The organism is Noviherbaspirillum sp. Root189, from assembly GCF_001428545.1.
GTDB lineage: Bacteria > Pseudomonadota > Gammaproteobacteria > Burkholderiales > Burkholderiaceae_D > Noviherbaspirillum.
Genome location: NZ_LMHZ01000013.1, coordinates 113,601 through 139,257, shown reverse-complemented (window position 1 = coordinate 139,257; position 25,657 = coordinate 113,601). Strand labels below are relative to the sequence as shown.

At 58.8% G+C, this 25,657-nt stretch carries 22 protein-coding genes; 15 read left to right on the top strand and 7 right to left on the bottom strand.

Features of this window, described 5'->3' with window-relative positions; all coding sequences use genetic code 11:
• Positions 1 to 3: 3 nt before the first annotated feature.
• The 5 genes from glcE (at position 4) to ASE07_RS10165 (ending at position 6,954) form a co-directional block, all read left to right on the top strand.
• Positions 4 to 1,071 (top strand): glycolate oxidase subunit GlcE, encoded by a 1,068-nt coding sequence (gene glcE / locus ASE07_RS10185; RefSeq protein ID WP_057290706.1) that lies wholly within the window; start codon positions 4 to 6, stop codon positions 1,069 to 1,071.
• A gap of 2 nt (positions 1,072 to 1,073) precedes the next feature.
• On the top strand, positions 1,074 to 2,306 hold the full coding sequence (gene glcF / locus ASE07_RS10180; protein ID WP_057290705.1) for a glycolate oxidase subunit GlcF: 1,233 nt from the start codon (positions 1,074 to 1,076) through the stop codon (positions 2,304 to 2,306).
• Positions 2,307 to 2,634: 328 nt separating this feature from the next.
• Positions 2,635 to 5,769, top strand: coding sequence for a PAS domain S-box protein (locus ASE07_RS10175; RefSeq protein WP_057290704.1), 3,135 nt, complete (start codon positions 2,635 to 2,637; stop codon positions 5,767 to 5,769).
• Between the two features lie 130 nt (positions 5,770 to 5,899).
• Positions 5,900 to 6,232 (top strand): CidA/LrgA family protein, encoded by a 333-nt coding sequence (locus ASE07_RS10170; RefSeq protein ID WP_057290703.1) that lies wholly within the window; start codon positions 5,900 to 5,902, stop codon positions 6,230 to 6,232.
• Positions 6,229 to 6,954, top strand: coding sequence for an LrgB family protein (locus ASE07_RS10165; RefSeq protein WP_057290702.1), 726 nt, complete (start codon positions 6,229 to 6,231; stop codon positions 6,952 to 6,954). The genes ASE07_RS10170 and ASE07_RS10165 overlap by 4 nt, the downstream gene beginning before the upstream one ends.
• 71 nt (positions 6,955 to 7,025) lie before the next feature.
• Here the strand turns inward: ASE07_RS10165 and ASE07_RS10160 are convergent, their stop codons facing one another.
• Genes ASE07_RS10160 through ASE07_RS10150 form a run of 3 tightly spaced genes read right to left on the bottom strand, consistent with a single transcriptional unit; the run spans position 7,026 to position 9,733 of the window.
• On the bottom strand, positions 7,026 to 7,511 hold the full coding sequence (locus tag ASE07_RS10160; RefSeq protein WP_057290701.1) for a glutathione peroxidase: 486 nt from the start codon (positions 7,509 to 7,511) through the stop codon (positions 7,026 to 7,028).
• Positions 7,512 to 8,648 carry a PilT/PilU family type 4a pilus ATPase gene (locus tag ASE07_RS10155; RefSeq protein ID WP_057290700.1) on the bottom strand — a complete coding sequence of 379 codons (1,137 nt, stop codon included), beginning with the start codon at positions 8,646 to 8,648 and terminating at the stop codon, positions 7,512 to 7,514. It abuts the gene before it with no gap.
• A gap of 41 nt (positions 8,649 to 8,689) precedes the next feature.
• Positions 8,690 to 9,733 carry a type IV pilus twitching motility protein PilT gene (locus tag ASE07_RS10150; protein ID WP_057290699.1) on the bottom strand — a complete coding sequence of 348 codons (1,044 nt, stop codon included), beginning with the start codon at positions 9,731 to 9,733 and terminating at the stop codon, positions 8,690 to 8,692.
• 75 nt (positions 9,734 to 9,808) lie between these two features.
• On the opposite strand from ASE07_RS10150, the gene ASE07_RS10145 reads away from it, so the two are divergent.
• Positions 9,809 to 10,513, top strand: coding sequence for a YggS family pyridoxal phosphate-dependent enzyme (locus ASE07_RS10145; RefSeq protein ID WP_057290788.1), 705 nt, complete (start codon positions 9,809 to 9,811; stop codon positions 10,511 to 10,513).
• A complete protein-coding gene (proC, locus tag ASE07_RS10140; protein WP_057290698.1) occupies positions 10,503 to 11,327 on the top strand; it encodes a pyrroline-5-carboxylate reductase in 825 nt (274 codons plus the stop codon). The genes ASE07_RS10145 and proC overlap by 11 nt, the downstream gene beginning before the upstream one ends.
• Before the next feature lie 128 nt (positions 11,328 to 11,455).
• Here the strand turns inward: proC and ASE07_RS10135 are convergent, their stop codons facing one another.
• On the bottom strand, positions 11,456 to 11,773 hold the full coding sequence (locus tag ASE07_RS10135; RefSeq protein WP_057290697.1) for a DUF883 family protein: 318 nt from the start codon (positions 11,771 to 11,773) through the stop codon (positions 11,456 to 11,458).
• Between the two features lie 113 nt (positions 11,774 to 11,886).
• A complete protein-coding gene (gene ubiA / locus ASE07_RS10130; protein ID WP_057290696.1) occupies positions 11,887 to 12,741 on the bottom strand; it encodes a 4-hydroxybenzoate octaprenyltransferase in 855 nt (284 codons plus the stop codon).
• 186 nt (positions 12,742 to 12,927) lie between these two features.
• On the opposite strand from ubiA, the gene ugpB reads away from it, so the two are divergent.
• The 4 genes from ugpB to ASE07_RS10110 all read left to right on the top strand — a co-directional run bounded on the left by ugpB (position 12,928) and on the right by ASE07_RS10110 (position 17,418).
• The gene (gene ugpB / locus ASE07_RS10125) at positions 12,928 to 14,238 is read left to right on the top strand and encodes a sn-glycerol-3-phosphate ABC transporter substrate-binding protein UgpB (protein ID WP_057290695.1); all 1,311 of its coding nucleotides are present in this window, start codon (positions 12,928 to 12,930) and stop codon (positions 14,236 to 14,238) included.
• 199 nt (positions 14,239 to 14,437) lie between these two features.
• Positions 14,438 to 15,322 (top strand): sn-glycerol-3-phosphate ABC transporter permease UgpA, encoded by an 885-nt coding sequence (gene ugpA, locus ASE07_RS10120; protein ID WP_057290694.1) that lies wholly within the window; start codon positions 14,438 to 14,440, stop codon positions 15,320 to 15,322.
• Between the two features lie 78 nt (positions 15,323 to 15,400).
• Complete coding sequence (ugpE, locus tag ASE07_RS10115) at positions 15,401 to 16,252, top strand: sn-glycerol-3-phosphate ABC transporter permease UgpE (RefSeq protein WP_057290693.1); 852 nt, start codon at positions 15,401 to 15,403, stop codon at positions 16,250 to 16,252.
• Positions 16,253 to 16,341: 89 nt separating this feature from the next.
• Entirely contained in the window at positions 16,342 to 17,418 is a 1,077-nt protein-coding gene (locus ASE07_RS10110; protein WP_057290692.1) for a sn-glycerol-3-phosphate import ATP-binding protein UgpC, read from the top strand.
• A 71-nt stretch (positions 17,419 to 17,489) separates the two neighbouring features.
• On the opposite strand, the gene ASE07_RS10105 is transcribed toward ASE07_RS10110, so the two are convergent.
• Together ASE07_RS10105 and recG are read right to left on the bottom strand one after the other, a co-directional pair.
• Positions 17,490 to 18,437, bottom strand: a complete 948-nt coding sequence (locus ASE07_RS10105; protein WP_057290691.1) for a hydrogen peroxide-inducible genes activator — start codon at positions 18,435 to 18,437, stop codon at positions 17,490 to 17,492.
• Positions 18,438 to 18,700: 263 nt separating this feature from the next.
• Positions 18,701 to 20,782 (bottom strand): ATP-dependent DNA helicase RecG, encoded by a 2,082-nt coding sequence (recG, locus tag ASE07_RS10100; protein ID WP_057290787.1) that lies wholly within the window; start codon positions 20,780 to 20,782, stop codon positions 18,701 to 18,703.
• Between the two features lie 195 nt (positions 20,783 to 20,977).
• Between recG and queA the strand changes: the two genes are divergently transcribed.
• The 4 genes from queA (at position 20,978) to secD (ending at position 25,635) form a co-directional block, all read left to right on the top strand.
• Entirely contained in the window at positions 20,978 to 21,994 is a 1,017-nt protein-coding gene (gene queA, locus ASE07_RS28725) for a tRNA preQ1(34) S-adenosylmethionine ribosyltransferase-isomerase QueA (RefSeq protein ID WP_057290690.1), read from the top strand.
• A 6-nt stretch (positions 21,995 to 22,000) separates the two neighbouring features.
• Positions 22,001 to 23,128 carry a tRNA guanosine(34) transglycosylase Tgt gene (tgt, locus tag ASE07_RS28720; RefSeq protein ID WP_057290689.1) on the top strand — a complete coding sequence of 376 codons (1,128 nt, stop codon included), beginning with the start codon at positions 22,001 to 22,003 and terminating at the stop codon, positions 23,126 to 23,128.
• A gap of 294 nt (positions 23,129 to 23,422) precedes the next feature.
• Positions 23,423 to 23,689, top strand: coding sequence for a preprotein translocase subunit YajC (yajC, locus tag ASE07_RS10085; RefSeq protein WP_057290786.1), 267 nt, complete (start codon positions 23,423 to 23,425; stop codon positions 23,687 to 23,689).
• A gap of 86 nt (positions 23,690 to 23,775) precedes the next feature.
• Complete coding sequence (gene secD / locus ASE07_RS10080) at positions 23,776 to 25,635, top strand: protein translocase subunit SecD (protein WP_057290688.1); 1,860 nt, start codon at positions 23,776 to 23,778, stop codon at positions 25,633 to 25,635.
• Positions 25,636 to 25,657: the final 22 nt, after the last annotated feature.

Genomic DNA, 25,657 nt, shown 5'->3' with positions numbered 1-25,657 from the left:
TTCATGGAACAGGCTCTGCAACATTATCGCGACACGATCGTCTCGGCAACGGCGAACAAGACGCCGCTGCGACTCCGCGGCGGCGGCACCAAGGACTGGTACGGCCAGGCGCTGAACGGCGCTATCCTCGATACGCGCGAGTACGCCGGCATCATTGCCTACGACCCGACCGAACTGGTGATTACCGCGCGCGCCGGCACACTACTGTCCGACGTGGAGGCGGTGCTGGACAAAAACAATCAGATGCTGGCGTTTGAACCGCCACGCTTCGGCGCCGCATCGACCATAGGCGGCGTGGTCGCGGCCGGCTTGTCCGGACCGCGCCGGCAGGCCGTCGGTGCGGTACGCGACTTTGTGCTCGGCGCCGTGCTGATGGATGCCAAGGGAGAAGTGCTGCATTTCGGCGGACAGGTGATGAAAAACGTCGCCGGCTACGATGTGTCGCGGTTGCTCTGCGGCTCGCTCGGCACGCTCGGACTGATCCTCGAAGTGTCATTAAAGGTCCTGCCCAAGCCGTTTGCAGAAACGACATTGCGCTATGAAATAGGCAAGGCCGACGCCATCGAACAACTCAACAAATGGGGCGGCCTGCCGCTGCCGATATCGGCAAGCGCCTGGCATGGCGGCGTATTGATCGTGCGCCTGTCGGGTGCCCAAGCGGCGGTCAGCTCCGCGAAGCAAAAGATGGGCGGCGAAGAAGAAAGCCAGGCTGCTGGTTTCTGGGAAGCGCTGCGCAACCACGACAACGAATTTTTCGGCGCGACGACCGGTCCCAACGCGCTGTGGCGGCTGTCCGTGCCGTCGGTCACGCCACCGCTGGCGCTGGAAGGGGAGCACCTGGTCGAGTGGGGCGGCGCGCAACGCTGGCTGCGTACCGAATTGCCTGCCGATGCCATCCGCTCCGCTGCCGAGCAGGTTGGTGGACATGCCACGTTGTTCCGTGGCGGCGACAAGTCGCTCGGTGTGTTCCATCCGCTCGCGCCCGCGGTCGGCAAGATACATCGCCACCTCAAGAATGCCTTTGATCCATCCGGGATTTTTAATCCGGGACGGATGTACACCGAGTTTTAAGCATGCAAACCAACCTCGCTGATTTCATCAAGAACACCCGCGAAGGCGAAGAAGCCGACGCCATCCTGCGCAAGTGCGTGCATTGCGGGTTTTGCACCGCGACTTGCCCTACTTACCAATTGCTGGGCGATGAGCTGGACGGTCCGCGTGGCCGCATCTACCTGATGAAGCAGGTGCTTGAAGGCAAGCCGGCGACGCAAAAGACCCAGACTCATCTCGATCGCTGCCTGACCTGCCGTAACTGCGAATCGACCTGTCCGTCGGGCGTGCAGTACGGACGGCTTGTCGACATCGGCCGCAAAATCGTCGAAGACCAGGTGCCGCGGCCCTTGTCGCAACGCCTTGTACGCAATGCGTTGAAAGAGGCGCTGCCACGCAAATGGCTGTTCTCTCCAGCGATGAAGGTCGGCCAGATGGTGCGCCCGCTGCTCCCCAAGGTTTTGCAGAACAAGGTGCCGGCAAAACAGCATGCAGGCGCATGGCCGACCACCCAGCATGCGCGCAAGATGCTGCTGCTGGACGGTTGCGTGCAGCCTTCCATGGCGCCGAATATCAATACTTCAACTGCCCGCGTGCTCGATGCGCTTGGCGTGCAACTGATCGTCGCCCCCAAGGCCGGTTGCTGCGGCGCGATCCGCTATCACTTGAACGACCACGATGGCGGTTTGAATGACATGCGTAACAATATCGACGCCTGGTGGCCCCATGTGGAAGCTGGCGTCGAAGCGATCGTGATGAACGCTTCCGGCTGCGGCGCAACGGTCAAGGAATACGGCCATCTGCTGGCGCACGATGACAGCTATGCAACCAAGGCCAAACGCATTTCCGAACTGACGCGCGACATCAGCGAAATCCTGCCGGCATTCGAAACGGAACTGCAGCAAAAGCTGAAAGGCAAAATCAGCAAGCGCGTCGCCTTCCATCCGCCCTGCACCTTGCAGCATGGCCAGCAGATTCGCGGCAAGGTCGAGCAATTGCTGCGCATGGCGGGCGTCGACGTGCAGCTATGCGCGGACAGCCATCTGTGCTGCGGCTCGGCGGGGACCTATTCGGTATTGCAGCCCGAGATGGCATATCAGTTGCGTGACAATAAACTGGCCAACCTGCAGGCCACCAGGCCGGACATGATCGTGTCGGCGAACATCGGCTGCCAGACGCATCTGCAGTCGGGAACTGACATGCAAGTCAGTCATTGGATTGAACTGATTGATACCGCCTTAACTTCGGCACGCTGATAGAATATTGTTGCACTCAAGAATATTCGTGGACGACTGTTTGCCCAATCCTTGCAAACAGTCGTCCCTATGCCTTCATCTTCCTGCCGCACCCCGCAGTTAACATTTCCATTGAGAACCATTCCGGCTGTCGCTGGTCAATGGTCCTGACCGCTACTTCTCCCTGTTCCCAAAACGACCGGAGCGAGTTGAACGCTTGACCTCTTGTTATAGCGGCATCTGCACTTCGCAGCATGCACCTGTGAGTACAAGCACTCGATAGCGGTCGAACAACACAGGGCGGGCGCTGCATGACCACATGGCGCGCCCTCATTGCGGAGAGCGTTGCGTGATCACTGAACGACAAGATTTATTTCAACATGCATTCGAGCATTCCGCGATCGGGATGGCGCTGACCCGCCTCGACGGTCGCTTTATCGATGCCAATGAAGCGCTGGCACGCATTGTCGGTTACACAAAGGCGGAACTCGAAGCGATGTCTTTCCAGGACATCACGCATCCGGATGACCTCGGCATCGATCTTCATCTGGTCGATGAACTGGTAAGGGGAGAAATCCCTTTTTTCAACCTCGAAAAACGTTATATCCATCGCAACGGACACTCGGTCTGGGCCATGCTGACCTGCTCGCTGGTGCGCCATGAAAGCGGTCAACCCGAGCTGTTCATCGCACAGATCCAGGATATCTCCGTCCGCAAGCGTGCCGAGGCCGATCGCGAGGCTTTCTTCGACCTCGCTCCGGATATGCTGGCCATTACCTGCCGCATGGGTTATCTCGAAAAAGTCAATGAAGCATGGACCCAAACTCTGGGATGGTCCAGTCATGAACTGGTGTCGCGGCCGCTCCTCGATTTCGTTCATCCTGAAGATCGTTCGCGTACCTCCGCTGAAACCCATGCCGTGTATCAGGGCCGGCCGCTCAGGGGATTTCGCAATCGCTACCGCCACAAGTCGGGCGACTACCGCTGGCTCGAATGGAATACGCGCGTCACCGGCAATGGCGACCTGTATTGTGTCGTCCGCGACGTGACGCGGCAGCAGGAAATTCAGGAAAGATTACGGGTGCAGGGCGATGCCTTACGCGCCGCCAGCAACGGTATCCTGATCACTGACCCTCATCTGCCGGACAGTCCGATCGTCTATTGCAATCCTGCCTTTGAGCGCATCACCGGATATGCGCAAGTCGAAGTCCTGGGCCGCAACTGTCAATTCCTGCATGGCAGCGATCGTGAGCAGGATGCGCTCAGAATATTGAATGAGGCAATCGCTGCAGGCAAGGAATCCCAGGTGGTCCTGCGCAATTACCGCAAGAATGGCCAGTTGTTCTACAACGAGTTGCTGATGGCGCCGGTGCGTGACAAGGACGGGCGATTGCTGAACTATGTCGGCGTTATCGAGGACATCACCGAGCGGGTTCGCGCGCAGGAAGAGTTGCGTAATCGGGAAGTGCACCTTCAACAAATCACGTCTCGCATACCGGCATTGATTTTCCAGTGGTATTCGCGGAGTAATGGTGCCCAGGGCTACAACTACATCAGCAGCCGCTGCGATGAAATGTTCGGGGTTCCTGCAGCGGCATTGATGGCCGACTGGACGCGCACCCCGGTGCATCCTGAGGACATGGCAATCTTCTTGAACAGCGTTCACGACGCGGTGGCCAATCATGCCGAATGGTCCTTCGAAGGGCGCTTGCTGCGCCCCGACGGTTCGGTGCGCTGGATCAAGTGCACGTCGTCGCCGACACAGATCTTCAATAAGGAAATTGCCTTCACCGGCATCGTGCTCGACGTGACCGAAGAACATGATGCCCAGGAGCACAGGCGCGCCAATGAGGAGCGGATCCGGCAGTTCATCGACAATGCCAACGAAGCCTTCGTCGGAATGGACCAGGACGGGCGCATCACCGAATGGAACAAGCAAGCCGAAAAGACCTTTGGCTGGACCGAGCAGGAAGCGCTTGGATTGAACGCCGTAGACCTGATTGTTGCCGCGCATGCGCGCGCTGAACATCACGAGCGCATGGCGCAGTTCGTGGCCGCATGCGACAAATTCGTTGCCAGCAATCGGACGGAGCTGCCTGCACTGCGTCGTGACGGCACCATCCTGACGGTTGAGATGACTATTGGCGCCAACAAGCAGGGCGACCGCTATCACTTTCATGCCTTCCTGCATGACATTTCCCGGCGCAAGCTGCTGGAGCGCAAGCTTGAACAGGAGCGGCAACTATTGAACGCCATCCTGGAAACAATCGATGTCGGTGTCGAGGTGTGCGATGCGGATGGCACCATCATGCTGGCGAATCGTGCGCTGAGGGAGCTGATTTCGATCGACGATGCGCGCGGCTTGTCGCTGGAGGAATGGGCTGTCGCCTCAGGCTTGTATCGAACGCATGCCACCACGATGCAGGAGTCTGCACTTGCCCGTGCGTTGAAGGGCGAGCCGGTACAGAACCTTGAGCTGACCATTGAACATGGCGATGGGCCGCGCCATGTCATCGTGACTGCCAGGACCTTGCGGGACAAGAGCGGACAAGCCAGCGGCGCGGTGGCTGCGGTCCAGGATGTCACCGAACTGAAACGTACCACTGAGCAGTTGCGTGAAAGCACCGGCAGGCTGCGCACCATTGCTGACAGCTTGCCGGTGTTGATTTCGTATATCGACAAGGATCGGCGTTTTCGTTTTACCAATGAAACGTACCGGTCATGGCTGGGTATCGATCCTCAGGCGCTGATCGGCATGACAGCCAGCGAAGCGCTTCCGACCCACATGATTGAAGCCAGGGAGACGCATTTCAGGACGGCGCTGTCGGGCACGCCGGTACAGTTCGAGATGACATCCGACGCGTTAGGTATCAAGCGCTACCTGGAAACGTCCTATATTCCGCATATCAAGGATGGCAGGGTTGAAGGCGTGTACGCGTTGACGATCGACATCTCGTCACGCAAGGCGGTTGAACAGCAACTTAACCAGCTTGCGCGTTATGACGCCCTGACAGGACTGCCGAATCGCCGGCACTTTGAGGAGAAACTGGAGGAGGCGCTTGCACGCAATGCACGCACAGGCCAGGTGTTGTCTCTGATGTATGTGGACGTCGATTTCTTTAAAAGCATCAATGACGGACACGGGCATGCGGGCGGCGACGATGTGCTGATCGAAATCGCCAGCCGCCTGAAGCACAGTATTCGGAGCACCGATACGGTGGCACGCCTGGGTGGGGATGAATTCGTCATTATTCTTGAAGGGCTGAGCGGTACGGCACAAACCGAGGCGCAGACGATCGCCGCCAAGCTGATCGCTGCCATCAGGGAACCGGTCAGCGTGCAAGGCCGGTCCCTGCGTGTATCGGTCAGCATCGGTATTGCGGTGTCGACAGGAAGCGAGCATGCCGGTGCAGTGTGCCTGAGAGCTGATGGTGCGCTTTACCAGGCCAAGGACGCGGGCCGCGATTGCTTTCGCAGCGGCTAAGGATCGTGCCGTGCTCATTGCGCACAGCGCGGCACAAGACAGCGCAGCACAACATGGCGCGGCAGTCAGCGTAACGCGAACAGGGCAGTAGCGATACACTAAAGGCGTTTTCCAATCCGACAACGCCATCGTGATCCATACCTTTGCCATCCTTCTGCTATTCCAGACCGTAGGCGAAACCATTGCCTATGGTCTTTCCCTGCCCGTACCGGGTCCTGTCATCGGGATGCTGCTGCTGTTCTGCTTCCTGGTTGCGCGTCCGTCGCTGGCGCAGCGACTCGCGCCCACTACACTGGAATTCCTCAAGCATCTGTCATTGCTATTCATTCCGGCCGGCGTAGGCATCATGGTGCACGCGCAGCGCGTGGCGACCGAGTGGCTGCCTATCCTTGCGGCACTTGTCATCAGTGCCACCGTGTCGCTGGTAGTGACGGCATTGGTGTTGCGAGGGCTGCAAAAATGACGCCGGGACTGACTAAGGTATGGGTCTACCTGTCGGCCTCGCCGCTGCTGTGGCTGACTGCCACGCTGCTGGCCTATCAATTCGCGTATGCCTTGTATGCGCGCTCGAAATTCAATCCGCTGGTTAATCCCGTTGCCATCGCGGTGGCGCTGCTGGTCGCGGTACTGATTGGCACGCATACCGAGTACCCCACGTATTTTGAAGGCGCCCAGTTCGTGCATTTTCTGCTGGGTCCCGCCACGGTCGCCCTGGCAATCCCACTGTTTTTGCAACTGGAAAAACTCAGGCGCAACTGGTTCGCGCTGATCACCAGTGCCCTGGTGGGTGGTGCTGCTGCCATCGCGACCGCAATGGGTGTGGCGTGGGCGCTTGGTGCTTCACCCGCCACCATCCTGTCGCTGGCGCCCAAGGCGGTGACGATGCCGATCGCGATGGGGGTGTCCGAGAAAATTGGTGGCTTGCCTTCGTTGACCGCGGTGCTGGTCATGCTGACCGGCATATTGGGTGCTTCCACGGCGCGCTGGATTTTCAACCTGATGAAGATCGATGACCATGGCGTGCGCGGCTTTGCGCTCGGTGTTACTTCGCATGGTATCGGGACCGCACGCGCGTTTCAGGTCAGCGAAGAGATGGGGGCGTTTTCAGGCCTCGCGATGGGCCTGTCCGGCGTGCTGACCGCCTTGCTGCTGCCTTTCGTGCTGAAGCTGTTTGGTGCGGCATGAGCAGAACTGCTTGGTCATTCACAGGCTGGATTAACCACAAGCAGTCACCACCCACCGCCACCAATGATGATCTACTGTGCCAGCAGTTTTTCTATATCTTCCGTCAAGTCTTTCGGATCGGTCTGCGGTGCATAGCGTTTGTACACCGTGCCATCCTTCTTCACCAGAAACTTGGTGAAATTCCATTTGATCGCTTCGGTGCCCATCAATCCGGGCGCTTCGCTTTTCAGGTGCTTGTATAGCGGATGCGCATTGCTGCCGTTGACATCGATTTTCGCGAACAGCGGAAATGTCACACCGAAATTCTTTTCGCAAAATGCGCCGATCTCTTCCTCGGTACCCGGCTCCTGCGAGCCGAACTGGTTGCAGGGAAAACCCAGCACTTCCACACCCTTGTCGCGAAATTGCTGGTACACCGCTTCCAGACCCTTGTATTGCGGCGTAAAGCCGCACTTGCTGGCCGTGTTGACGATCAGCAGTACCTTGCCGCGGTAATCCGCAAGCTTGACCGAGGCGCCGCCGAGGCTTTCGGCGGTAAAGTCGTGGACGGTCGGCATTTAAACAATCCCCAGGTGTTCGGTGCCCTTGCTCAAGTCACGTCCCTTCGCATCCTTGCTCTGCAGCTTGATCGAAAGACGCAGGTCATTGACCGAGTCGGCGTTACGCAAGGCATCTTCATACGATATCTTGCCGTTTTCATACAGGTCGAACAGGGCCTGGTCAAAGGTCTGCATGCCCAGTTCGCGCGACTTCTTCATGATCTCCTTGATCTCGTGGACTTCGCCCTTGAAGATCAAATCCGAAATCAACGGCGAGTTCAGCATCACCTCGACCGCTGCACAGCGTCCCTTGGTGTCTTTCAGCGGCACCAGGCGTTGCGAGATCATCGCCTTGAGGTTGAGTGACAAATCCATCAAAAGTTGCGCGCGCCGTTCTTCGGGGAAGAAGTTGATGATGCGGTCCAGCGCCTGGTTGGCGCTGTTGGCGTGCATGGTGGCCAGGCAAAGGTGGCCCGTTTCCGCAAAGGCGACTGCATAGTCCATGGTTTCGCGGTCGCGGATTTCGCCGATCAGGATCACGTCCGGCGCCTGGCGCAGCGTGTTTTTCAGCGCGGCAAACCAGTCGGCCGTATCGACGCCGACTTCGCGCTGCGTGATGATGCAATTCTTGTGCGGGTGTACGTACTCGACCGGATCCTCGATCGTGATGATGTGACCGTAGCTGTTTTCATTCCGGTAGCCGACCATGCCGGCCAGGGTGGTCGACTTGCCGGAGCCGGTTGCACCGACCATGATCACCAGGCCGCGCTTGGTCATCGCGACTTCTTTCAGCACTTCCGGCACCCCGAGGTCTTCGAGCTTTGGAATGGTGGTCGTGATGGTACGCAACACCATGCCGACCTTGCCTTGCTGCACGAAGGCGGACACGCGGAAGCGCCCAAGGCCGCCGGGACTGATCGCGAAGTTGCACTCCTTGGTCGCCTCGAATTCCGCCGCCTGCTTGTCGTTCATGATTGCGCGCGCCAGTTCGACGGTGTGGGTCGAGGTCAGCGGCTGGTTCGACACCGGCGTCATTTTGCCGTCGATCTTGAATGCCGGCGGAAATTCTGCAGTGATAAATAAGTCGGAGCCGTTTTTGCTGAGCATCAGCCGCAGCAGGTCGTGCATGAATTTGGTGGCCTGATCGCGTTCCATGTTGCTTCCTGTCCTTTATGCTTGATATTGCTTGTTGCCGCTTAGCCGGGGAAGTTGTCCGGAATCTTGGCTGCTGCGCGTGCCGCTGCCGACGAAATCACATTGCGGCGCACGAGGTCGGTCAGATTCTGGTCCAGCGTCTGCATGCCGATATTGCTGCCGGTCTGGATGGCGGAATACATCTGCGCAATTTTTGCCTCCCGAATCAGGTTACGGATCGCGGGGGTGCCGAGCATGATTTCATGCGCGGCGACGCGGCCGCTGCCATCCTTGGTTTTCAGGAGCGTCTGCGAGATCACCGCCTGCAGCGATTCGGACAACATCGCCCGGACCATTTCTTTTTCTTCGGCCGGGAAGACGTCGACAATACGGTCGATAGTCTTGGCTGCCGACGAGGTATGCAGGGTGCCGAAGACCAGGTGGCCGGTTTCGGCGGCGGTCAGCGCGAGCCGAATGGTTTCAAGGTCGCGCAATTCGCCGACCAGAATCGCATCCGGGTCTTCACGCAGTGCCGAGCGCAGCGCATTGTTGAAGGACATCGTGTGCGGACCGACTTCACGCTGGTTGATCAGGCATTTTTTCGACTCGTGCACGAATTCGATCGGGTCTTCGACCGTCAGGATGTGTGCGTATTCGGTTTCGTTCAGATGATTGACCATCGCCGCCAGTGTCGTCGATTTGCCGGAACCGGTCGGGCCGGTTACCAGCACCAGGCCACGTGGCTTCAGCGCGAGGTCGGCAAAGATCTTTGGTGCATGCAGTTGTTCCAGCGTCAGGACCTTGGAAGGAATCGTCCGCAACACCGCTGCAGCTCCCCGGTCCTGGTTGAACGCGTTGACACGAAAACGGGCAAGGCCGGGAATCGCGAACGAAAAGTCGCACTCCAGGACTTCCTCATACGCCTTGCGCTGGCCGTCGTTCATGATGTCATAGATCATGCCATGCACATCGCGGTGCTCCAGCGGCGGCAGATTGATACGGCGCACATCGCCATGTACGCGAATCATCGGTGGCAAGCCGGCGGAAAGGTGCAAGTCTGACGCATTATTCTTGACAGCAAAGGCGAGAAGTTCGGAAATGTCCATTTATAATCCCGGGGTTGGCGAAAAGCCATGAATGTTACGCAACGCCATGAAGGTGTTGCCGGAGGCAAACTGATTATGTCCCCAATATCCCGGAACTTGCAAGCCGTCAACGAAAGCATCGCCGCTGCGGCACAAGCAGTGTCGCGCCGTGCGGACGAAGTCAGCTTGCTGGCCGTGTCCAAGACCTTCGGAGCGGAGGCCGTCATTGCGGCGGCCGACGCCGGGCAGCGGCTTTTTGGTGAAAACTACCTGCAGGAATCGCTGGACAAGATCGCGGCGGTCAAGGCGCAACGTCCCGATCTCTTGCTCGAATGGCATTTTATCGGGCCGATTCAGAGCAACAAGACCCGCCCCATCGCCGAACACTTCGACTGGGTCCATTCGGTCGATCGCGAAAAAATCGCCGAGCGCCTGTCGGATCAGCGTCCGCCGGACAGGCAGCCGCTCAACATCTGTTTACAAGTCAACATCAGCGGAGAAGCCAGCAAAAGTGGCGTGCTGCCCGGGGAGGCACTCGACATCGCCCGTCGCATTGCCGTCCTGCCACGCTTGCGCCTGCGTGGCCTGATGGCGATTCCCGAGCCGGAAACCGAATTCGAAGCGCAGCGCGCGCCGCACCGGAAGTTGCGTCAGCTGCTCGAAGAACTACGCGCACAGGGTCTGCAACTGGACACCCTGTCGATGGGCATGTCGGCGGATCTCGACGCCGCGATAGCCGAAGGCGCCACCATCGTCAGAATCGGAACAGCAATCTTTGGACAACGACACTATGCAAAATAATTTGAATATCGCCTTTATCGGTGGCGGCAACATGGCGACCGCCCTGATCGGAGGGCTGGCCGGCAAGCTGACTGCAGGCGCCAACATCCATGTGGTCGACCCGAACGGTGAAGCGCTTGCGCGCCTGCAGCAACAGTTTGGTGTCACCACGGCGCAACAGATTGATGCGACGCTGGCAAATGCCGATGTGATCGTGCTGTCGGTGAAGCCGCAGCAGATGAAAGAAGTCGTTGCTGCCTTGCAGCCGCATGTCGGTTCGCAGCTGATTCTCTCGATCGCCGCCGGCATCCGCGCAGTGGACCTGTCGCGCTGGATGAATGGCCATACCGCCATCGTGCGTACCATGCCAAACACGCCCGCGCTGATCGGCAAAGGGATCACCGGCATGGTGGCGATGACGGGTGTGTCGCCGGCGCAGCGCGATGCCGCCGATGCCATCATGCGAGCAGTCGGCGCTACCGTCTGGCTGAGCGATGAAGCGCTGATCGACCCGGTGACTGCCGTGTCGGGCAGCGGTCCTGCTTACGTGTTTTATTTCATCGAAGCGATGCAGCAGGCAGCGCAGGAAATGGGCCTGAGCGCGGAGCAGGGGAATGAACTGGCGATTGCCACGTTCGTTGGTGCGTCACAACTGGCCGCACAGTCGCAGGACCCGGTATCGGTGTTGCGTGAGCGTGTCACTTCGAAAGGCGGCACGACTTACGCCGCGCTCACCAGCATGGAAGCCAGCGGCGTCAAGGACGCAATCGGCAAGGCGCTGAAAGCAGCCGCTGCACGCGGCAAGGAACTGGGCGAAGAATTTGGCAAGGATTGATGTCTGCGGATATTCCTGGCTGTTCAGCAGCCAGCTCCACCCGTGTCTGAAGAATCGTCACGAAAGAGGCGGCCAGCCTGGCCGCCGATTCGGCAATCATCGTGTCTGCGCGGCAGGTGGCTGGCTGCTTAGCGGCGGCCGACGATCAGGCCCACGACCAGCCCGGCCAGTGCGCCGACGCCGACGGCCTGCCACGGGTTTTCCTTTACGTAGCGGTCGGTCGTATCCATGGCGACCCGGGCGTTTTCAGCCACGATCTGCTCAACGTCGGACAGGTTGTCCTTGGCCATTCCCAGGGTGGACTCGAACTTCGCACGTGCCACCTGGTAGCCTTCGCCGGCTTGCTGGCTGGTGCTGCGCAGCAGGTCTTCCGCATCACGCAAAATCAGCTTGAGATCGTCCAGCAGCCGATCCCTGGTCGATCCATACTGACCATTCGATTCCATATACGCCTCCATGTCATGTTGAAATGTCTTGGTTGGAGTGTATAGGGACTGTAAAGGTGCGCATTTTGCGCGAAGTCAAACTATGTCCCGTCGTTAATGCCCTGAAGAGATGCTTATCCAAGCGCGTAGTCCAGCGCAACGCCCGCAAAAACGGCTGCGCCCAGCCAGTTGTTGTGCCTGAACGCGGCAAAGCAACCCATGCGGTCGCGATCACGGATCAGCCTGTAGTGATAGACCGCGCAGCCAGCGGCAACGAGCATGCCCGCGAGGAACCAGAAGCGCAGTCCGTATTGCCAGCCGACGACAAGTACAATGGCGCAGCTGACCGCATAACACAGCATTACCGCAGCCACGTCAAAACGACCGAAGGTGATCGCCGATGTCTTGATCCCTATCTTCAGGTCGTCGTCGCGGTCCACCATCGCATATTCCGTGTCGTAGGCCACAGCCCAAAAAATATTGGCCAGCAGCAGCAGCCATGCCGCCGGCGGCACATCGCCCTGTACGGCGGCGAAAGCCATTGGGATGCCGAAGCCGAAGGCAATGCCCAGATACGCTTGAGGAATCGCGAAGAATCGCTTGAAGTAGGGATAGCTGGCCGCAATCACGACAGCAGCCACCGATAATTGCTTGGTCAGGGTGTTGAGCGGGAAGATGAGCGCAAACGACACCAGGGCCAGTGCCGCCGCGACTGCCACCGCTTCCCAGGAAGCGATTTTTCCGCTGGTCAGGGGGCGTTCGGCAGTGCGTTTGACATGCTTGTCGAAATCGCGGTCCGCATAGTCATTGATCGCACAACCCGCTGAACGCATCAGCACGGTGCCGAGGGTGAAAATCACGACCAGCCGCCAGTCGGGCCGCCCATCTGCGGCGAGCCACAAGGCAATCAGCGTCGGCCACAGCAGCAGCAGAATGCCGATCGGTTTGTCGAGGCGGACCAGGCGGGCGTAGAGGGCGAGGCGGTTCATGGCAGGTGAAGTGACAAAACATTGATGTCGCAATGACACGAATTGCGCAGGAAGGCTACACTTACATTCCGGCGCGGCATTATTGCGCTGCAAAATCGAATTATAAGCGGCACCTGCACCGTTTCAGTTATCGTAATGTAACTGTCACATTGCATACATAAAATAGAACATTTTGGAGACGACACCATGCAATTGAAATGGAAACCCCTGGCTGCGGCCAGCCTGTTGGCCATGATGGCCGCTTCGGCGCACGCCGCAACGGAAGTCACCTGGTGGCACTCGATGACCGGCGCGCTGGGCGACCGCGTCGCCGGCCTCGCCGACCAGTTCAACAAGAGCCAGAACGACTACAAGGTTACGCCCATCTTCAAGGGCAGCTATGACGAAGCCATGGCCGCGGCCATCGCCGCCTTCCGCGCCGGCAATGCACCGCATATCCTGCAAGTCTTCGAAGTCGGCACCGCCACCATGATGTATTCGAAGGGCGCGATTGTGCCGGTCACCGAAGTGATGAAGACCGCCGGCGAAAAATTCGATTCCTCCGTCTACGTGCCCGCGGTTGCCGGTTATTACACCTCGCCCAAAGGCGACATGGTGTCCTTCCCGTTCAACAGTTCGACGACTGTCTTCTATTACAACAAGGATGCCTTTGCAAAGGCCGGCCTCGATCCCGACAAGCCGCCGGTGACCTGGCAGGAAGTGGTATCGGCAGCCGCCAAGCTGAAAGCCAGCGGCGAGAAATGCGCGTACACCACAGGCTGGCAGTCCTGGGTGCACCTCGAGAGTTTCTCGGCCTGGCACAACGTCGAGTTCGCTTCCAAGAACAACGGTTTTGGCGGCCTCGATGCGCGCCTGAAGTTCAACAGCCCGCTGCACGTCAAGCATATCGAGAACCTCGCCAACTGGGCGAAGCAGGGCTACTTTACGTATGCCGGCCGCAAGAACGAGCCGGAAGCCAAGTTCTACTCGGGTGAATGCGCGATGCTGAGCTCGTCGAGCTCGGCTTACGCCAACATCAGCAAGAATGCGAAGTTCAAGTTTGCGGCATCGACGCTGCCTTACTACAACGACGTGCAGGGCGCACCGCAGAACACCATCATCGGCGGCGCATCGCTGTGGGTCATGAGCGGCAAGAAGACCGACGAATACAAGGCGGTCGCCAAGTTCTTCAAGTTCCTGTCGCAACCGGAAATCCAGGCGAAATGGCACCAGGAGACCGGCTACCTGCCGATCACCAATGCGGCTTATGAGCTGACCAAGTCGTCCGGCTTCTATCAGAAGAACCCTGACCCGCAAGTCGCGGTCCAGCAGATGATCGTCAAGACTACCGCGAAGTCGCGCGGTATCCGTCTCGGCAGCTTCACGCAGATCCGCACGATCATCGACGAAGAACTCGAAACCGTCTGGAACGGCAAGAAGACAGCGAAGGAAGCGCTGGATACGGCGGTGCGTCGCGGCGATGAATTGCTGGTCCGGTTCGAAAGGGCGAATAAGTAAAGTCAAGCGGCATTCACTGACTTTACTCTTGCCTGTTGCGTAGCTCCTTCCCTCTCGTAGAGGGAAGGTCGGGATGGGGTGGTGATGCAGAAGCAGATGCAGGTGCGTGCTCAAGCTTCGTACGTCTGCGCAGCCCGCCCCGCCCAAACCCTCGCCCTGCAAAGGGGAGGGAACCTTGCCTTGTATAGAAAAAACCAACATGGAAAAACGCGCTCGCTTCAAATCGGCATGGATGCCGTATGCGCTCGTCACACCGCAAATTCTCGTCACGCTGCTGTTCTTTTTCTGGCCGGCCGTGCAGGCACTCTATCAGTCCGTGCTGATCCAGGATTCCTTCGGCACCTCGTCGCAGTTCGTCTGGTTCGACAACTTCCGCGACCTGTTCAATGACGCAAACTATCTCGAATCCTTCAAGACCACCGCGATGTTCTCCATCATGGTCGCTGTGTTCGGCTTGTCCCTTGCCCTGATCCTTGCCGTGTTCGCGGATCGCATTGTGAAGGGCGCGTCGGTCTACAAGACTTTCCTGATCTGGCCCTATGCGGTATCGCCGGTCGTGGTCGGTGTGCTATGGCTGTTCCTCCTCAACCCGACACTGGGTGTGGTTGCGCATGCGCTGCGCGGTATCGGCATCGAATGGGATAACCTGCTCAATGGCACCCATGCGATGATCCTGATCGTACTGGCGGCGATCTGGAAACAGATCAGCTATAACTTTCTGTTTTTCCTCGCTGGCCTGCAAGCGATTCCCAAGTCGCTGATCGAAGCGGCGGCGATTGATGGCGCCGGGCCGGTGAGGCGTTTCTTTACCATTGTCTTTCCACTGTTGTCGCCGACCACCTTCTTCCTGCTCGTCATCAACATCGTCTATTCGTTCTTCGACACCTTCGCGATCATCGAAGCGACCACCCACGGCGGTCCGGGCAAGGAAACGGAAATCCTGGTCTACAAGGTCTTCCAGGACGGCTTCAAGGGCGGCGACCTGGGTAGTTCGGCCGCGCAGTCCGTGATCCTGATGTTTATCGTCATCACGCTCACCGTGGTGCAATTCAAGTATGTCGAACGCAAGGTGCAGTATTCATGATCATCGCTCTTTTTTCATTCACATCGACATGCATGGTTCTCCTGCCGGAAGCTGCGCGTACAAACACGAGAGCCAATCATGATTGAACGCCGTCCCATACTCGACCTGATCAGTCACCTGGTGCTAATCATCGGCGTGGCCATTGTTGCCTTTCCGGTGTATGTCGCCTTCGTCGCCAGCACACAGACTCCCGAGCAGGCCGCCATGGCACCCATTTCGCTGATCCCCGGCGACCAGTTCCTTCAAAACTATGCGGCGGTCATTGTCAGCGGCGCATCCGGCAACGTATCGGTGCCACCCGTCGCACGCATGATGTGGGTCAGCCTGGTGTCCGCACTGGTCATCGCGATCGGCAAGATTGCGATATCCATGCTATCGGCGTTCGCGATCGTCTACTTCCGTTTTCCAGGGCGCTCGCTGTTCTTCTGGATGATCTTCGTCACCCTGATGCTGCCGGTCGAAGTCCGGATCACGCCGACCTACAAGGTGATCTCGGATTTCGGCATGCTCAACAGTTATGCGGGCCTGACGATACCGCTGATCGCGTCGGCGACGGCTACCTTCCTGTTCCGGCAATTCTTCCTGACCGTGCCGGACGAACTGGCCGAGGCGGCGCGTATCGATGGTGCCGGACCAATGCGCTTCTTCAAGGATGTCCTGTGGCCACTGTCGCGTACCAATGTGATTGCGCTGTTCGTCATCATGTTTATCTACGGCTGGAATCAGTACCTGTGGCCGCTGCTGGTGGCGACCGAGCAGAGCATGTACCCGATCGGTATCGGCATCAAGACCATGATCACCGGCGGTGATGCGGCGATCGAATGGAACATGGTGATGGCGACCCTTATCCTCGCGATGCTGCCGCCCGGACTTGTCGTGGTGGTGATGCAGGAATGGTTCGTGAAGGGGCTGGTCGATTCGGAAAAATAAGATTGCTGTCCTGCAGATAAAGCAGTCGACCCGTACATGGCAACACAGAGATAAAACACAGAATACAGAACAGAGGCATCAGGGACCGCATGGCACAAGTTCACTTAAAAAATATTACCAAGACCTACGGCAAGGGCGCCAAAAGCGTTGACGTCATCCACGGCATTTCGATCGACATTGATGACGGTGAATTCATTGTCATGGTGGGCCCATCCGGTTGCGGCAAGTCCACCTTGCTGCGCATGGTTGCCGGCCTGGAAGAGATTACCGGCGGCGATATCGTGATCGGCGACCGTGTTGTCAATCAGCTTGAACCGAAGGATCGCGATATCGCGATGGTGTTCCAGAACTACGCCTTGTATCCGCACATGAGCGTGTATGAAAACATGGCGTATGGATTGAAGATCCGCAAGTTCTCGAAGGCAGATATCGATGCCCGCGTGCAGAAGGCGGCGAAGATACTGGAGCTTGGCGCGCTGCTCGAGCGCACACCACGCCAGCTTTCAGGCGGACAGCGCCAGCGGGTCGCCATGGGCAGGGCGATCGTGCGTGAGCCTGCGGTATTTTTGTTCGATGAGCCCTTATCCAATCTCGACGCAAAATTGCGAGTGCAAATGCGGCTCGAGATCCAGAAGATGCATCGCGCACTGGGCACCACGAGTCTGTATGTGACCCACGATCAGGTAGAAGCGATGACGCTGGGCCAGCGCATGATCGTGATGAACGCCGGTCGCGCGGAGCAGATCGGTACGCCGGCGGAGGTGTATGGCAAGCCGGCAACGACCTTTGTCGCAAGCTTTATCGGTTCGCCGCCCATGAACCTGTTGCGTGGTCAGCTTGAGTCAGGCGGAACAAGCTTTGCGCTGGGCGATGGCGCACAGGTCGCCTTGCCGTCGGCGCGTACCGGTTTATCGGGGCGCGAATGCATACTCGGCGTGCGACCCGAACATCTGATTCTCGGCAAGCCGGGTATCACGATGCAGGTGGAGATGGTGGAAGCACTGGGCGCGGATGTGCTGGTGCATGCAGTTGCCGCCGGCCAGTCGCTGGTCATTCGTGCGCCTGCCGGCATCCAGGTCGAGGCAGGCCAGCGGGTGAATGCCGGTTTCGATGCCAGCGCAGTGCACTGGTTCGATGCGCAGACGACACGACGCATCGACGATTAGTCAAAAAGGCATGACCATGTGATGGTCATGCCTTCCTTTTTAGCCCCACGTTTCAGCCCCACGTTTCAGCCTCAGGCTTCAGCGGTCTCCGCTTCCGTCAGCATGGTCACGCCGTGCAGTTCGCAGGCCAACACCGCCTGACGTACCGCTTCGATCGCGCGTTGCCGTGTAAAGCTCTTGCGCCAGGCAATCACCACCCGGCGTGACGGGCCCGGCTCCTTGAAGGGGATATAGCGCAACATCCCGTCCTTCGATTGCATATCCGGCACCGACGCTTTCGGCAGTACCGTAATGCCAATGCCGGAAGCCACCATGTGGCGTATCGTTTCCAGCGACGAACCCTCGAAGGTACGGGCAATGCCATCGCTGCTGGTCGAGAAGCGCGCCATCTCGGGACATACTTCCAGCACCTGGTCGCGGAAACAATGGCCGTTCCCCAGCAACAGCATGGTTTCGGATTTCAGCTCTTCCGCATCGATCGCATTGCGTTGCGCCCAGGCATGGTGCTTGGGAAGCGCGACGACGAAAGGTTCGTCATACAAGGGTTGTACCATCAGACCCTGATCGGCAAAGGGCAAGGCCATGATGGCGGCGTCCAGTTCACCCTGGCGTAGCAGTTCAATCAACCGCGCGGTGAAATTTTCCTGTAACACCAGCGGCATCTGCGGCACGGTCTCGATCATGGTCTTGACCAGCGGTGGCAGTAGATAGGGAGCGACGGTGTAGATCACGCCGAGCCGGAGCGGACCCGCCAGCGGATCCTTGTTCTGTTTGGCGATTTCCTTGATCGCTGCGGTTTGCTCAAGTACGCGTTCGGCTTGCGCGACGATTTGTGCGCCGAGCGGCGTGACTGAAATTTCAGATCCGCCGCGTTCGAAGATGGTCACGCCAAGTTCGTCTTCCAGTTTCTTGATCGCCACCGAAAGTGTGGGTTGCGCGACGAAACACGCTTCCGCGGCATGGCCGAAATGCTTTTCGCGGGCAACGGCGACAATATATTTCAATTCGGTAAGCGTCATGTTCTCTGCTCTTTATATGACAAGGCCGTAAAGGCGTTCTTGTATGGAAATCAATCGAGAATTAAATCGCGATAGGGACAGTATAAAGAGAGTGCGGAAAATTGCAGGCATTCGCCGATATATATCCGGCTTGTTAGCAATCAGGTAACTTTACTGATCCACGCTCTCCGACGCGCAAGAACACCGGAGAATAGGACAGTTACGACAGGAAATTTTGTAACGCGTTCACGATGAAGTGAAAACGGGTATGGTAAAAATGGGCATCAGACTTTAAGAAACTCTTCGCGTCCGCCCAGCCAGCGTGCCAGATGTGCTTCTACGGTGGCCGGGTCGTGTTGCAGCAACGACTGAGCTAGATTGCGTGCCTTCTCGACCAGCCACTGATCCGTTTCGAGGTCGGCAAAGCGCAGCATCGCCTGTCCTGACTGCCGGGCGCCGAGAAACTCTCCCGGACCGCGAATCTCGAGGTCGCGCCGTGCGATTTCAAAGCCATCCGTGGTTTCCCGCATGGTCATCAGGCGCTGCTTGGCGACCTGTCCCAAAGGGCTCTGGTAGAGCAGCAGGCAGATACTCGCGGCCGACCCGCGTCCGACACGGCCACGCAGCTGGTGTAACTGGGACAGGCCGAAACGCTCGGCATGCTCGATGACCATCAATGACGCATTCGGCACATCGACGCCGACTTCGATCACCGTGGTGGCGACCAGCACATGAACTTCAGCCCGTGTGAAGGCGTCCATCACCAGCTGTTTCTCGGCGGGCTTCATCCGGCCATGCACCAGGCCGACACGCAAGTCGGGCAGTGCTGCCGACAGCGTTGCATGGGTGTCGGTGGCGGTCTGTAACTGCAGCGCCTCGGATTCTTCGATCAGGGGACAGACCCAGTACACCTGTCGTCCCTCGAGCGCCGCCGCATGCACGCGTTCGATCACTTCATCGCGACGGTTCTGGTCGATGATGCGGGTGACGATGGGCGTGCGGCCCGGCGGCAACTCGTCGATGACCGACACTTCCAGGTCGGCATAGTAAGTCATGGCCAGTGTGCGCGGGATCGGGGTCGCCGACATCATCAGCTGGTGCGGCACGGTCTGCGGCGCGCCTGCGTCAAGGCCCTTGTTGCGCAACGCGAGACGCTGGCCGACGCCGAAGCGGTGCTGTTCGTCAACGATCACGAGGCCCAGTTTTGCAAATTCCACACCTTCCTGGATCAATGCGTGGGTACCGATCACGAGATGGGCTTCGCCGGATTCGATCAGCGCCTGCGACGCCTCCTTCTCTTTCTTTTTCAGGCTGCCGGTCAGCCATGCCACCTTGACGCCGAGCGGTTCCATCCACATCGCGATTTTGCGGAAATGCTGTTCGGCGAGAATCTCGGTTGGCGCCATGAGCGCCGCCTGGTAGCCGCTGTCGATTGCCTGCGCGGCGGCCAGCGCGGCAACAACGGTTTTGCCACTGCCGACATCCCCCTGCAACAAACGCTGCATCGGAAACGATTCGCGCAGGTCGCTGCGGATTTCCTCCAGTACGCGTTGCTGCGCACCGGTCAGCGCAAAGGGCAGGGCGTTCAAAAAGGCGTTCGACAATTCGCCGATCACCGGCAGCGCGGATGCGCCCTTGGCGCGGCGTGCTTCCTGCGCCCGCTTGAGCGAAAGCTGTTGCGCCAGCAGTTCATCGAACTTCATGCGAATCCATGCCGGATGCGAGCGTTCCAGCAAGGCATGTTCGTCCACATCGGACGGCGGATTGTGCAGCAGCTTGACCGAAGGCTCGAACGCTTGCAGCTTCAGGGAGGCCAGCAAGTCCGGTGACAGCGTGTCGCGCCAGTCGACGCGGCTGAGCGCATTGGCAATCGCCTTGCGCAGGTAAGCTTGGGACAGCCCTTCGCCGGCGGGATAGACAGGTGTCAGGGCAGTCGGCAGCGGGGCGCCTTCCTCCACCACCTTGTAGGTTGGATGGACCATTTCCGCGCCGAAGAAGCCATGGCGTACTTCGCCACGCACGCGCACGCGGGTGCCGGCAGCAAGCTGCTTGACCTGGCTACCGTAAAAATTCAGGAAGCGCATCACCAGCGGCCCGGTTTCGTCGGCGATCGTAACCACCAGCTGCCGGCGCGGCCGGTACTGGATATCGCATTCCGTCACGACACCTTCGACCTGTGCCGCATTGCCCCCCATGAACCCGGCCTCGCCGATCGGCGTAATCCTGGTTTCATCCTCGTAGCGCAGGGGCAGGTGCAGCACCAGGTCCATGTCGGTGCGCAGGCCGAGTTTGGCCAGCTTGCTCTCCAGCGTAGCTTTGGCTTTGGGTTTTGCGGCAGTGGAAGGCTTGCTCTTCGGAGCGGGCATACGTGAATCGGGCGGCAAGGCGTAAAATAGCGGGTTTTGTTCGGCGAAATCGGCAGTCAGCGCACTTGCAAGCGCGCCTGCCATTGTATGGCAATTTTGTTAAGAGCGGCTGGCCCGGATACATGGCCTGCCTGACGAATAACAAGTATTACCGCGCAACGCCGGCTGCTGCAACCTTCTATGCGATCCTGAAGCATGTATTCCCTTTCCGATTTTGATTTCGACTTGCCGCAAGAACTGATTGCGCAATTGCCACTGCCGCAACGCAGCGCCTCACGCCTGCTGCATGTCGATGGCGACCAGCTCATGGATCGCGCCTTTGCCGATATTGTCGACTTGCTCACGCCGGGCGATCTGCTGGTCTTTAATAACACCCGCGTACTCAAGGCACGCTTTTTCGGCGTCAAGGAGACCGGGGGCAAGGTCGAAGTCCTGGTTGAGCGCGTGCTCGACAACCGTACCGTGCACGCGCAGGTCCGCGCCTCCAAGTCGCCGCAGGCCGGTGGCAGGATTCGCCTTGCCGATGCCTTTGACGTGACGGTTGGCGAACGCGCCGGCGAATTCTATACGCTGATGTTTCCATCCGATGTGTTCGACCTGATCGAAGCGCACGGCCGCCTGCCGCTGCCGCCGTATATCGAGCATGCGGCCGATGAATTCGACGAACAGCGTTACCAGACTGTCTATGCCAAGGAGCCGGGCGCGGTGGCGGCACCGACAGCGGGCCTGCATTTTGACCAGGCTTTGCTCGACAGCTTGCGTGACAGGGGCGTGCGGTTTGCCTTCGTGACGCTGCACGTGGGCGCCGGCACCTTTCAGCCGGTGCGCACCGAAAACTTGGCCGAGCACAAGATGCATAGCGAGTGGTACACGATCCCTGCCGAAACCGTCGACGCAGTACGCGCAACCAAGGCCGCCGGACGGCATGTCGTTGCGGTCGGCACCACCAGCATGCGCGCACTCGAATCGGCATCCCAGTCCGGTGCGCTGCAGGCCGGCAGTGCCGACACCGCGCTATTCATCACGCCCGGCTATGCATTCAAGACGGTCGATCGCCTGGTGACCAATTTCCATCTACCCAAATCGACGCTGCTGATGCTGGTGTCCGCATTTGCCGGCTACGAGCGTATCCGTGCCGCCTATGCCCATGCCATCGCCCGGCGTTATCGTTTCTTCAGCTATGGCGATGCCATGCTACTGACAAAAATCTGATCCGACATGCTTAATTTCAAACTCATCAAGACCGATGGCAAGGCCCGACGCGGTCGCCTTACCCTCAACCACGGCGTGGTCGAAACGCCGATTTTCATGCCGGTCGGCACCTACGGCTCGGTCAAGGCGATGTCGCCGCTGGAACTGCATGACATCGACGCGCAGATCATTCTCGGCAATACCTTCCATCTCTGGCTGCGTCCCGGCCTGGATGTGGTCAATAAATTTGACGGCCTGCACCGCTTCATCGGCTGGACCAAACCCATCCTGACCGACTCCGGCGGCTTCCAGGTATTTTCGCTGGGCGCGATGCGCAAGATCACCGAAGAGGGGGTGAAGTTTGCCTCCCCGATCAATGGTGACAAGCTGTTCCTGTCGCCGGAAATCTCGATGCAGATCCAGCGCACACTCAATTCCGACATCGTCATGCAGTTCGACGAATGCACACCCTACGAAATCGATGGCCGTCCCGCTACAGAAGAAGAGGCGGCAAAGTCGATGCGCATGTCGCTGCGCTGGGCCAAGCGCTCGCGTGATGAGTTCAACAAGGGCGAGAACCCCAACGCGCTGTTCGGCATCGTCCAGGGCGGCATGTTCGAGCACCTGCGGGATGAATCGCTGGCCGGACTGGAAGACATCGGTTTTGACGGCGTCGCGATCGGTGGTCTGTCGGTCGGCGAACCGAAGGAGGAGATGATGCGCGTGCTGGAGCACATCGGTCCGCGCCTGCCCGCCGACAAGCCGCACTACCTGATGGGCGTGGGTACACCGGAAGACCTGGTGGCCGGCGTGGCCAGCGGCGTCGACATGTTCGACTGTGTGATGCCGACGCGGAATGCGCGCAACGGCTGGCTGTTCACCCGTTTTGGTGACCTGAAGATCAAGAATTCCCGCTATAAAGATGATGAAAAACCGCTAGATGAAAGCTGCGAGTGTTATGCCTGTCGCAATTTTTCCCGTGCCTACCTGTTTCACCTGCATCGCGCGGGCGAGATTCTGGGCGCACGCCTGAACACCATTCACAACCTGCATTACTACCTGCAACTGATGCGGGAAATGCGCGCCGCCATTGATGCCGACCGCTTCCAGGCGTTCGTTGTGCAGTTTCATGCCGATCGCGCCCGCGGCGTCTAGGACATAGGGAAAATTCCATAACCGGGTCATTCTGTCCGGTGCAAGCGACCTGGCTGGTTACGTTCATTGCCTCCTTTTTAACATTGAGTGGGCGACTCTTGTAAAAATCCACATCGGTCAGCGGCTGACGGGTGACGGCTCTTGCCAGGGCGCTCACTCTTTTCCGGAAGCACCAAGAAACCCTGCATCGGGTGCTAAAATGCCGGGTTGATCACCATTACAATCTGGAGCTAAAACGTGTTCATATCCAACGCCTATGCGCAAACCGCCGCCGCAGGTCCCGAAAGCAGCCTGATGAGCTTCCTGCCCATTATCCTGATGTTCGTGGTTTTGTATTTCCTGATGATTCGTCCTCAGATGAAGCGTCAGAAGGAACAGAAGGCTATGATGGAAGCGCTCGCCAAGGGCGACGAAGTCGTCACCGCCGGTGGCATGCTGGGCAAGGTGTCGAAAGTCACTGACGCTTACGTCACACTGGAAGTTGCAAACGGTACTGAAATCATCGTCCAGAAGGCAGCTGTCGCTACGCTGTTGCCCAAGGGTACCATCAAGGCTCTGTAATACACCGCCTGGCAAGCGCTATCCCACGTCGGGCAAGGCGCTTTGCACGGGCCGGCAGGCCCACTCAACAAGTAACGTTGACACCTATGAATCGCTATCCCCTCTGGAAATACATCCTCATCGTGATCGCGCTGCTGTTCGGCGTGCTGTATTCGGTGCCCAACTTTTTCGGCGAATCGCCGGCAGTTCAGGTCAGCAGTGCCAAGGCTACCGTCAAGGTCGACCAGGCCACGATGGGTCGCGTCAGCGACGCATTGAACAAGGCTGGCATGCCGCCTGAAAGCGTGGTGTTCGACGTGACCGGCAAGCAGGGCTCGGTGCGGGCACGGTTCCGCGACACGGACACCCAGTTCCGCGCCAAGACCTTGCTGGAAAAAGAACTGAACGCCGATCCGGCTGACCCGACTTATATCGTCGCCTTCAACCTGCTGCCCAATACACCGCAGTGGCTGCAATCGCTGCGCGCAATGCCGATGTACCTCGGCCTTGACTTGCGCGGCGGTGTGCACTTCCTGATGCAGGTTGACACCAAGGCGGTCGTCGCCAAGCGACTCCAAGGCTTGCAGACCAGCGTACGCAGCATGCTGCGTGACAAGAACGTCCGTCATGCCGGCATCAGCCGCAATGGCGATCAGGTCGTCGTGCTGTTCCGCGATGAGGAAACGCGCAACAAGGCGCGTGAAGTGCTTGCTTCGCAGTTATCCGAGCTCGCACTGCAGGATGCCGCTGAAGGCGCTGATCTGAAACTGATCGGTACCATCCGGCCCGAAGCTCTCAAGCGCACGACAGAAGAGGCAGTGCAGCAGAACATCAGCACGCTGTCCAAGCGGGTTAACGAACTGGGTGTTGCCGAGCCGGTGATCCAGCGCCAGGGGGCGGACCGTATCGTGGTGCAGTTGCCCGGCGTGCAGGACGTCTCGCGTGCGAAAGACATCATCGGCCGTACCGCTACACTGGAAGTCCGCATGGTCGATGAAAGCGTGATGCGCGGCACCGAAGAAACTGCCGCCGTGCCTTTCGGTTCCGAACTCTTCAAGATTGGCAAGGGGGCGCCGGTGGTGCTCTACAAGGACCCGATCATTACCGGCGATTACATTTCCAGCGCCGGTGCCAGCTTCGACTCGAACCAACAACCTGCGGTCAGTATCGACCTGAACGGCGACGGCGGACGACGCATGCGCGAAGCCACCCGTAGCAAAATTGGCAAGTCCATGGCCATCGTTCTGTTTGAAAAGAACAAGGGTGAAGTCCTGACCGTGGCCACCATCCGCGACGAACTGGGAGCGCGCTTCCAGATAACAGGCATGGGCTCCGCTGAAGCCGCCAGTGATCTCGCGCTGCTGCTGCGTGCCGGTTCGCTGGCCGCACCGATGGAAATCATCGAGGAAAGCACGATCGGTCCGCAGCTTGGTGCGGAGAACATCCAGAAGGGCTTCAACTCGACGCTGTACGGTTTCGCCGCTATCGCACTCTTCATGTTGATTTACTATCACCTGTTCGGTTTCTTCAGCGTCTTCGCGCTGGCGGTCAACCTGATGCTGCTGATCGCCGTGTTGTCGACGCTGCAGGCAACGCTGACCCTGCCGGGCATGGCAGCAATTGCCTTCACGCTCGGTATGGCGATTGATGCGAACGTGCTGATCAATGAGCGGATACGTGAAGAACTGCGCCATGGCAATTCGCCGCAGGCAGCCATTGCCGCTGGTTTCGATCGTGCGTGGGCGACCATTCTCGACTCCAACGTCACCACGATGATCGCCGGTCTTGCGCTGCTGATTTTCGGCTCCGGTGCAATTCGCGGTTTTGCGGTGGTGCACTGCATCGGTATTCTGACCTCGATCTTCTCGGCGGTATTCGTGTCGCGTGGCGTAGCCAATCTCTGGTACGGCCGCAAGAAGAAGCTGGCCGGCGTATCGATCGGCCAGGTCTGGAAGCCGGATACCTGAATAGCTGAAGCACACTCGCACC

Coding starts and splice junctions, on each gene's coding strand:
- glcE (WP_057290706.1), top strand. CDS start 4: ATGGAACAGGCTCTGCAACATTATCGCGACACGATCGTCTCGGCAACG.
- glcF (WP_057290705.1), top strand. CDS start 1,074: ATGCAAACCAACCTCGCTGATTTCATCAAGAACACCCGCGAAGGCGAA.
- ASE07_RS10165 (WP_057290702.1), top strand. CDS start 6,229: ATGACGCCGGGACTGACTAAGGTATGGGTCTACCTGTCGGCCTCGCCG.
- ASE07_RS10160 (WP_057290701.1), bottom strand. CDS start 7,511: ATGCCGACCGTCCACGACTTTACCGCCGAAAGCCTCGGCGGCGCCTCG.
- ASE07_RS10155 (WP_057290700.1), bottom strand. CDS start 8,648: ATGGAACGCGATCAGGCCACCAAATTCATGCACGACCTGCTGCGGCTG.
- ASE07_RS10150 (WP_057290699.1), bottom strand. CDS start 9,733: ATGGACATTTCCGAACTTCTCGCCTTTGCTGTCAAGAATAATGCGTCA.
- ASE07_RS10145 (WP_057290788.1), top strand. CDS start 9,809: ATGTCCCCAATATCCCGGAACTTGCAAGCCGTCAACGAAAGCATCGCC.
- proC (WP_057290698.1), top strand. CDS start 10,503: ATGCAAAATAATTTGAATATCGCCTTTATCGGTGGCGGCAACATGGCG.
- ASE07_RS10135 (WP_057290697.1), bottom strand. CDS start 11,773: ATGGAATCGAATGGTCAGTATGGATCGACCAGGGATCGGCTGCTGGAC.
- ubiA (WP_057290696.1), bottom strand. CDS start 12,741: ATGAACCGCCTCGCCCTCTACGCCCGCCTGGTCCGCCTCGACAAACCG.
- ugpB (WP_057290695.1), top strand. CDS start 12,928: ATGCAATTGAAATGGAAACCCCTGGCTGCGGCCAGCCTGTTGGCCATG.
- ugpA (WP_057290694.1), top strand. CDS start 14,438: ATGGAAAAACGCGCTCGCTTCAAATCGGCATGGATGCCGTATGCGCTC.
- ugpE (WP_057290693.1), top strand. CDS start 15,401: ATGATTGAACGCCGTCCCATACTCGACCTGATCAGTCACCTGGTGCTA.
- ASE07_RS10110 (WP_057290692.1), top strand. CDS start 16,342: ATGGCACAAGTTCACTTAAAAAATATTACCAAGACCTACGGCAAGGGC.
- ASE07_RS10105 (WP_057290691.1), bottom strand. CDS start 18,437: ATGACGCTTACCGAATTGAAATATATTGTCGCCGTTGCCCGCGAAAAG.
- recG (WP_057290787.1), bottom strand. CDS start 20,782: ATGCCCGCTCCGAAGAGCAAGCCTTCCACTGCCGCAAAACCCAAAGCC.
- queA (WP_057290690.1), top strand. CDS start 20,978: ATGTATTCCCTTTCCGATTTTGATTTCGACTTGCCGCAAGAACTGATT.
- tgt (WP_057290689.1), top strand. CDS start 22,001: ATGCTTAATTTCAAACTCATCAAGACCGATGGCAAGGCCCGACGCGGT.
- yajC (WP_057290786.1), top strand. CDS start 23,423: ATGAGCTTCCTGCCCATTATCCTGATGTTCGTGGTTTTGTATTTCCTG.
- secD (WP_057290688.1), top strand. CDS start 23,776: ATGAATCGCTATCCCCTCTGGAAATACATCCTCATCGTGATCGCGCTG.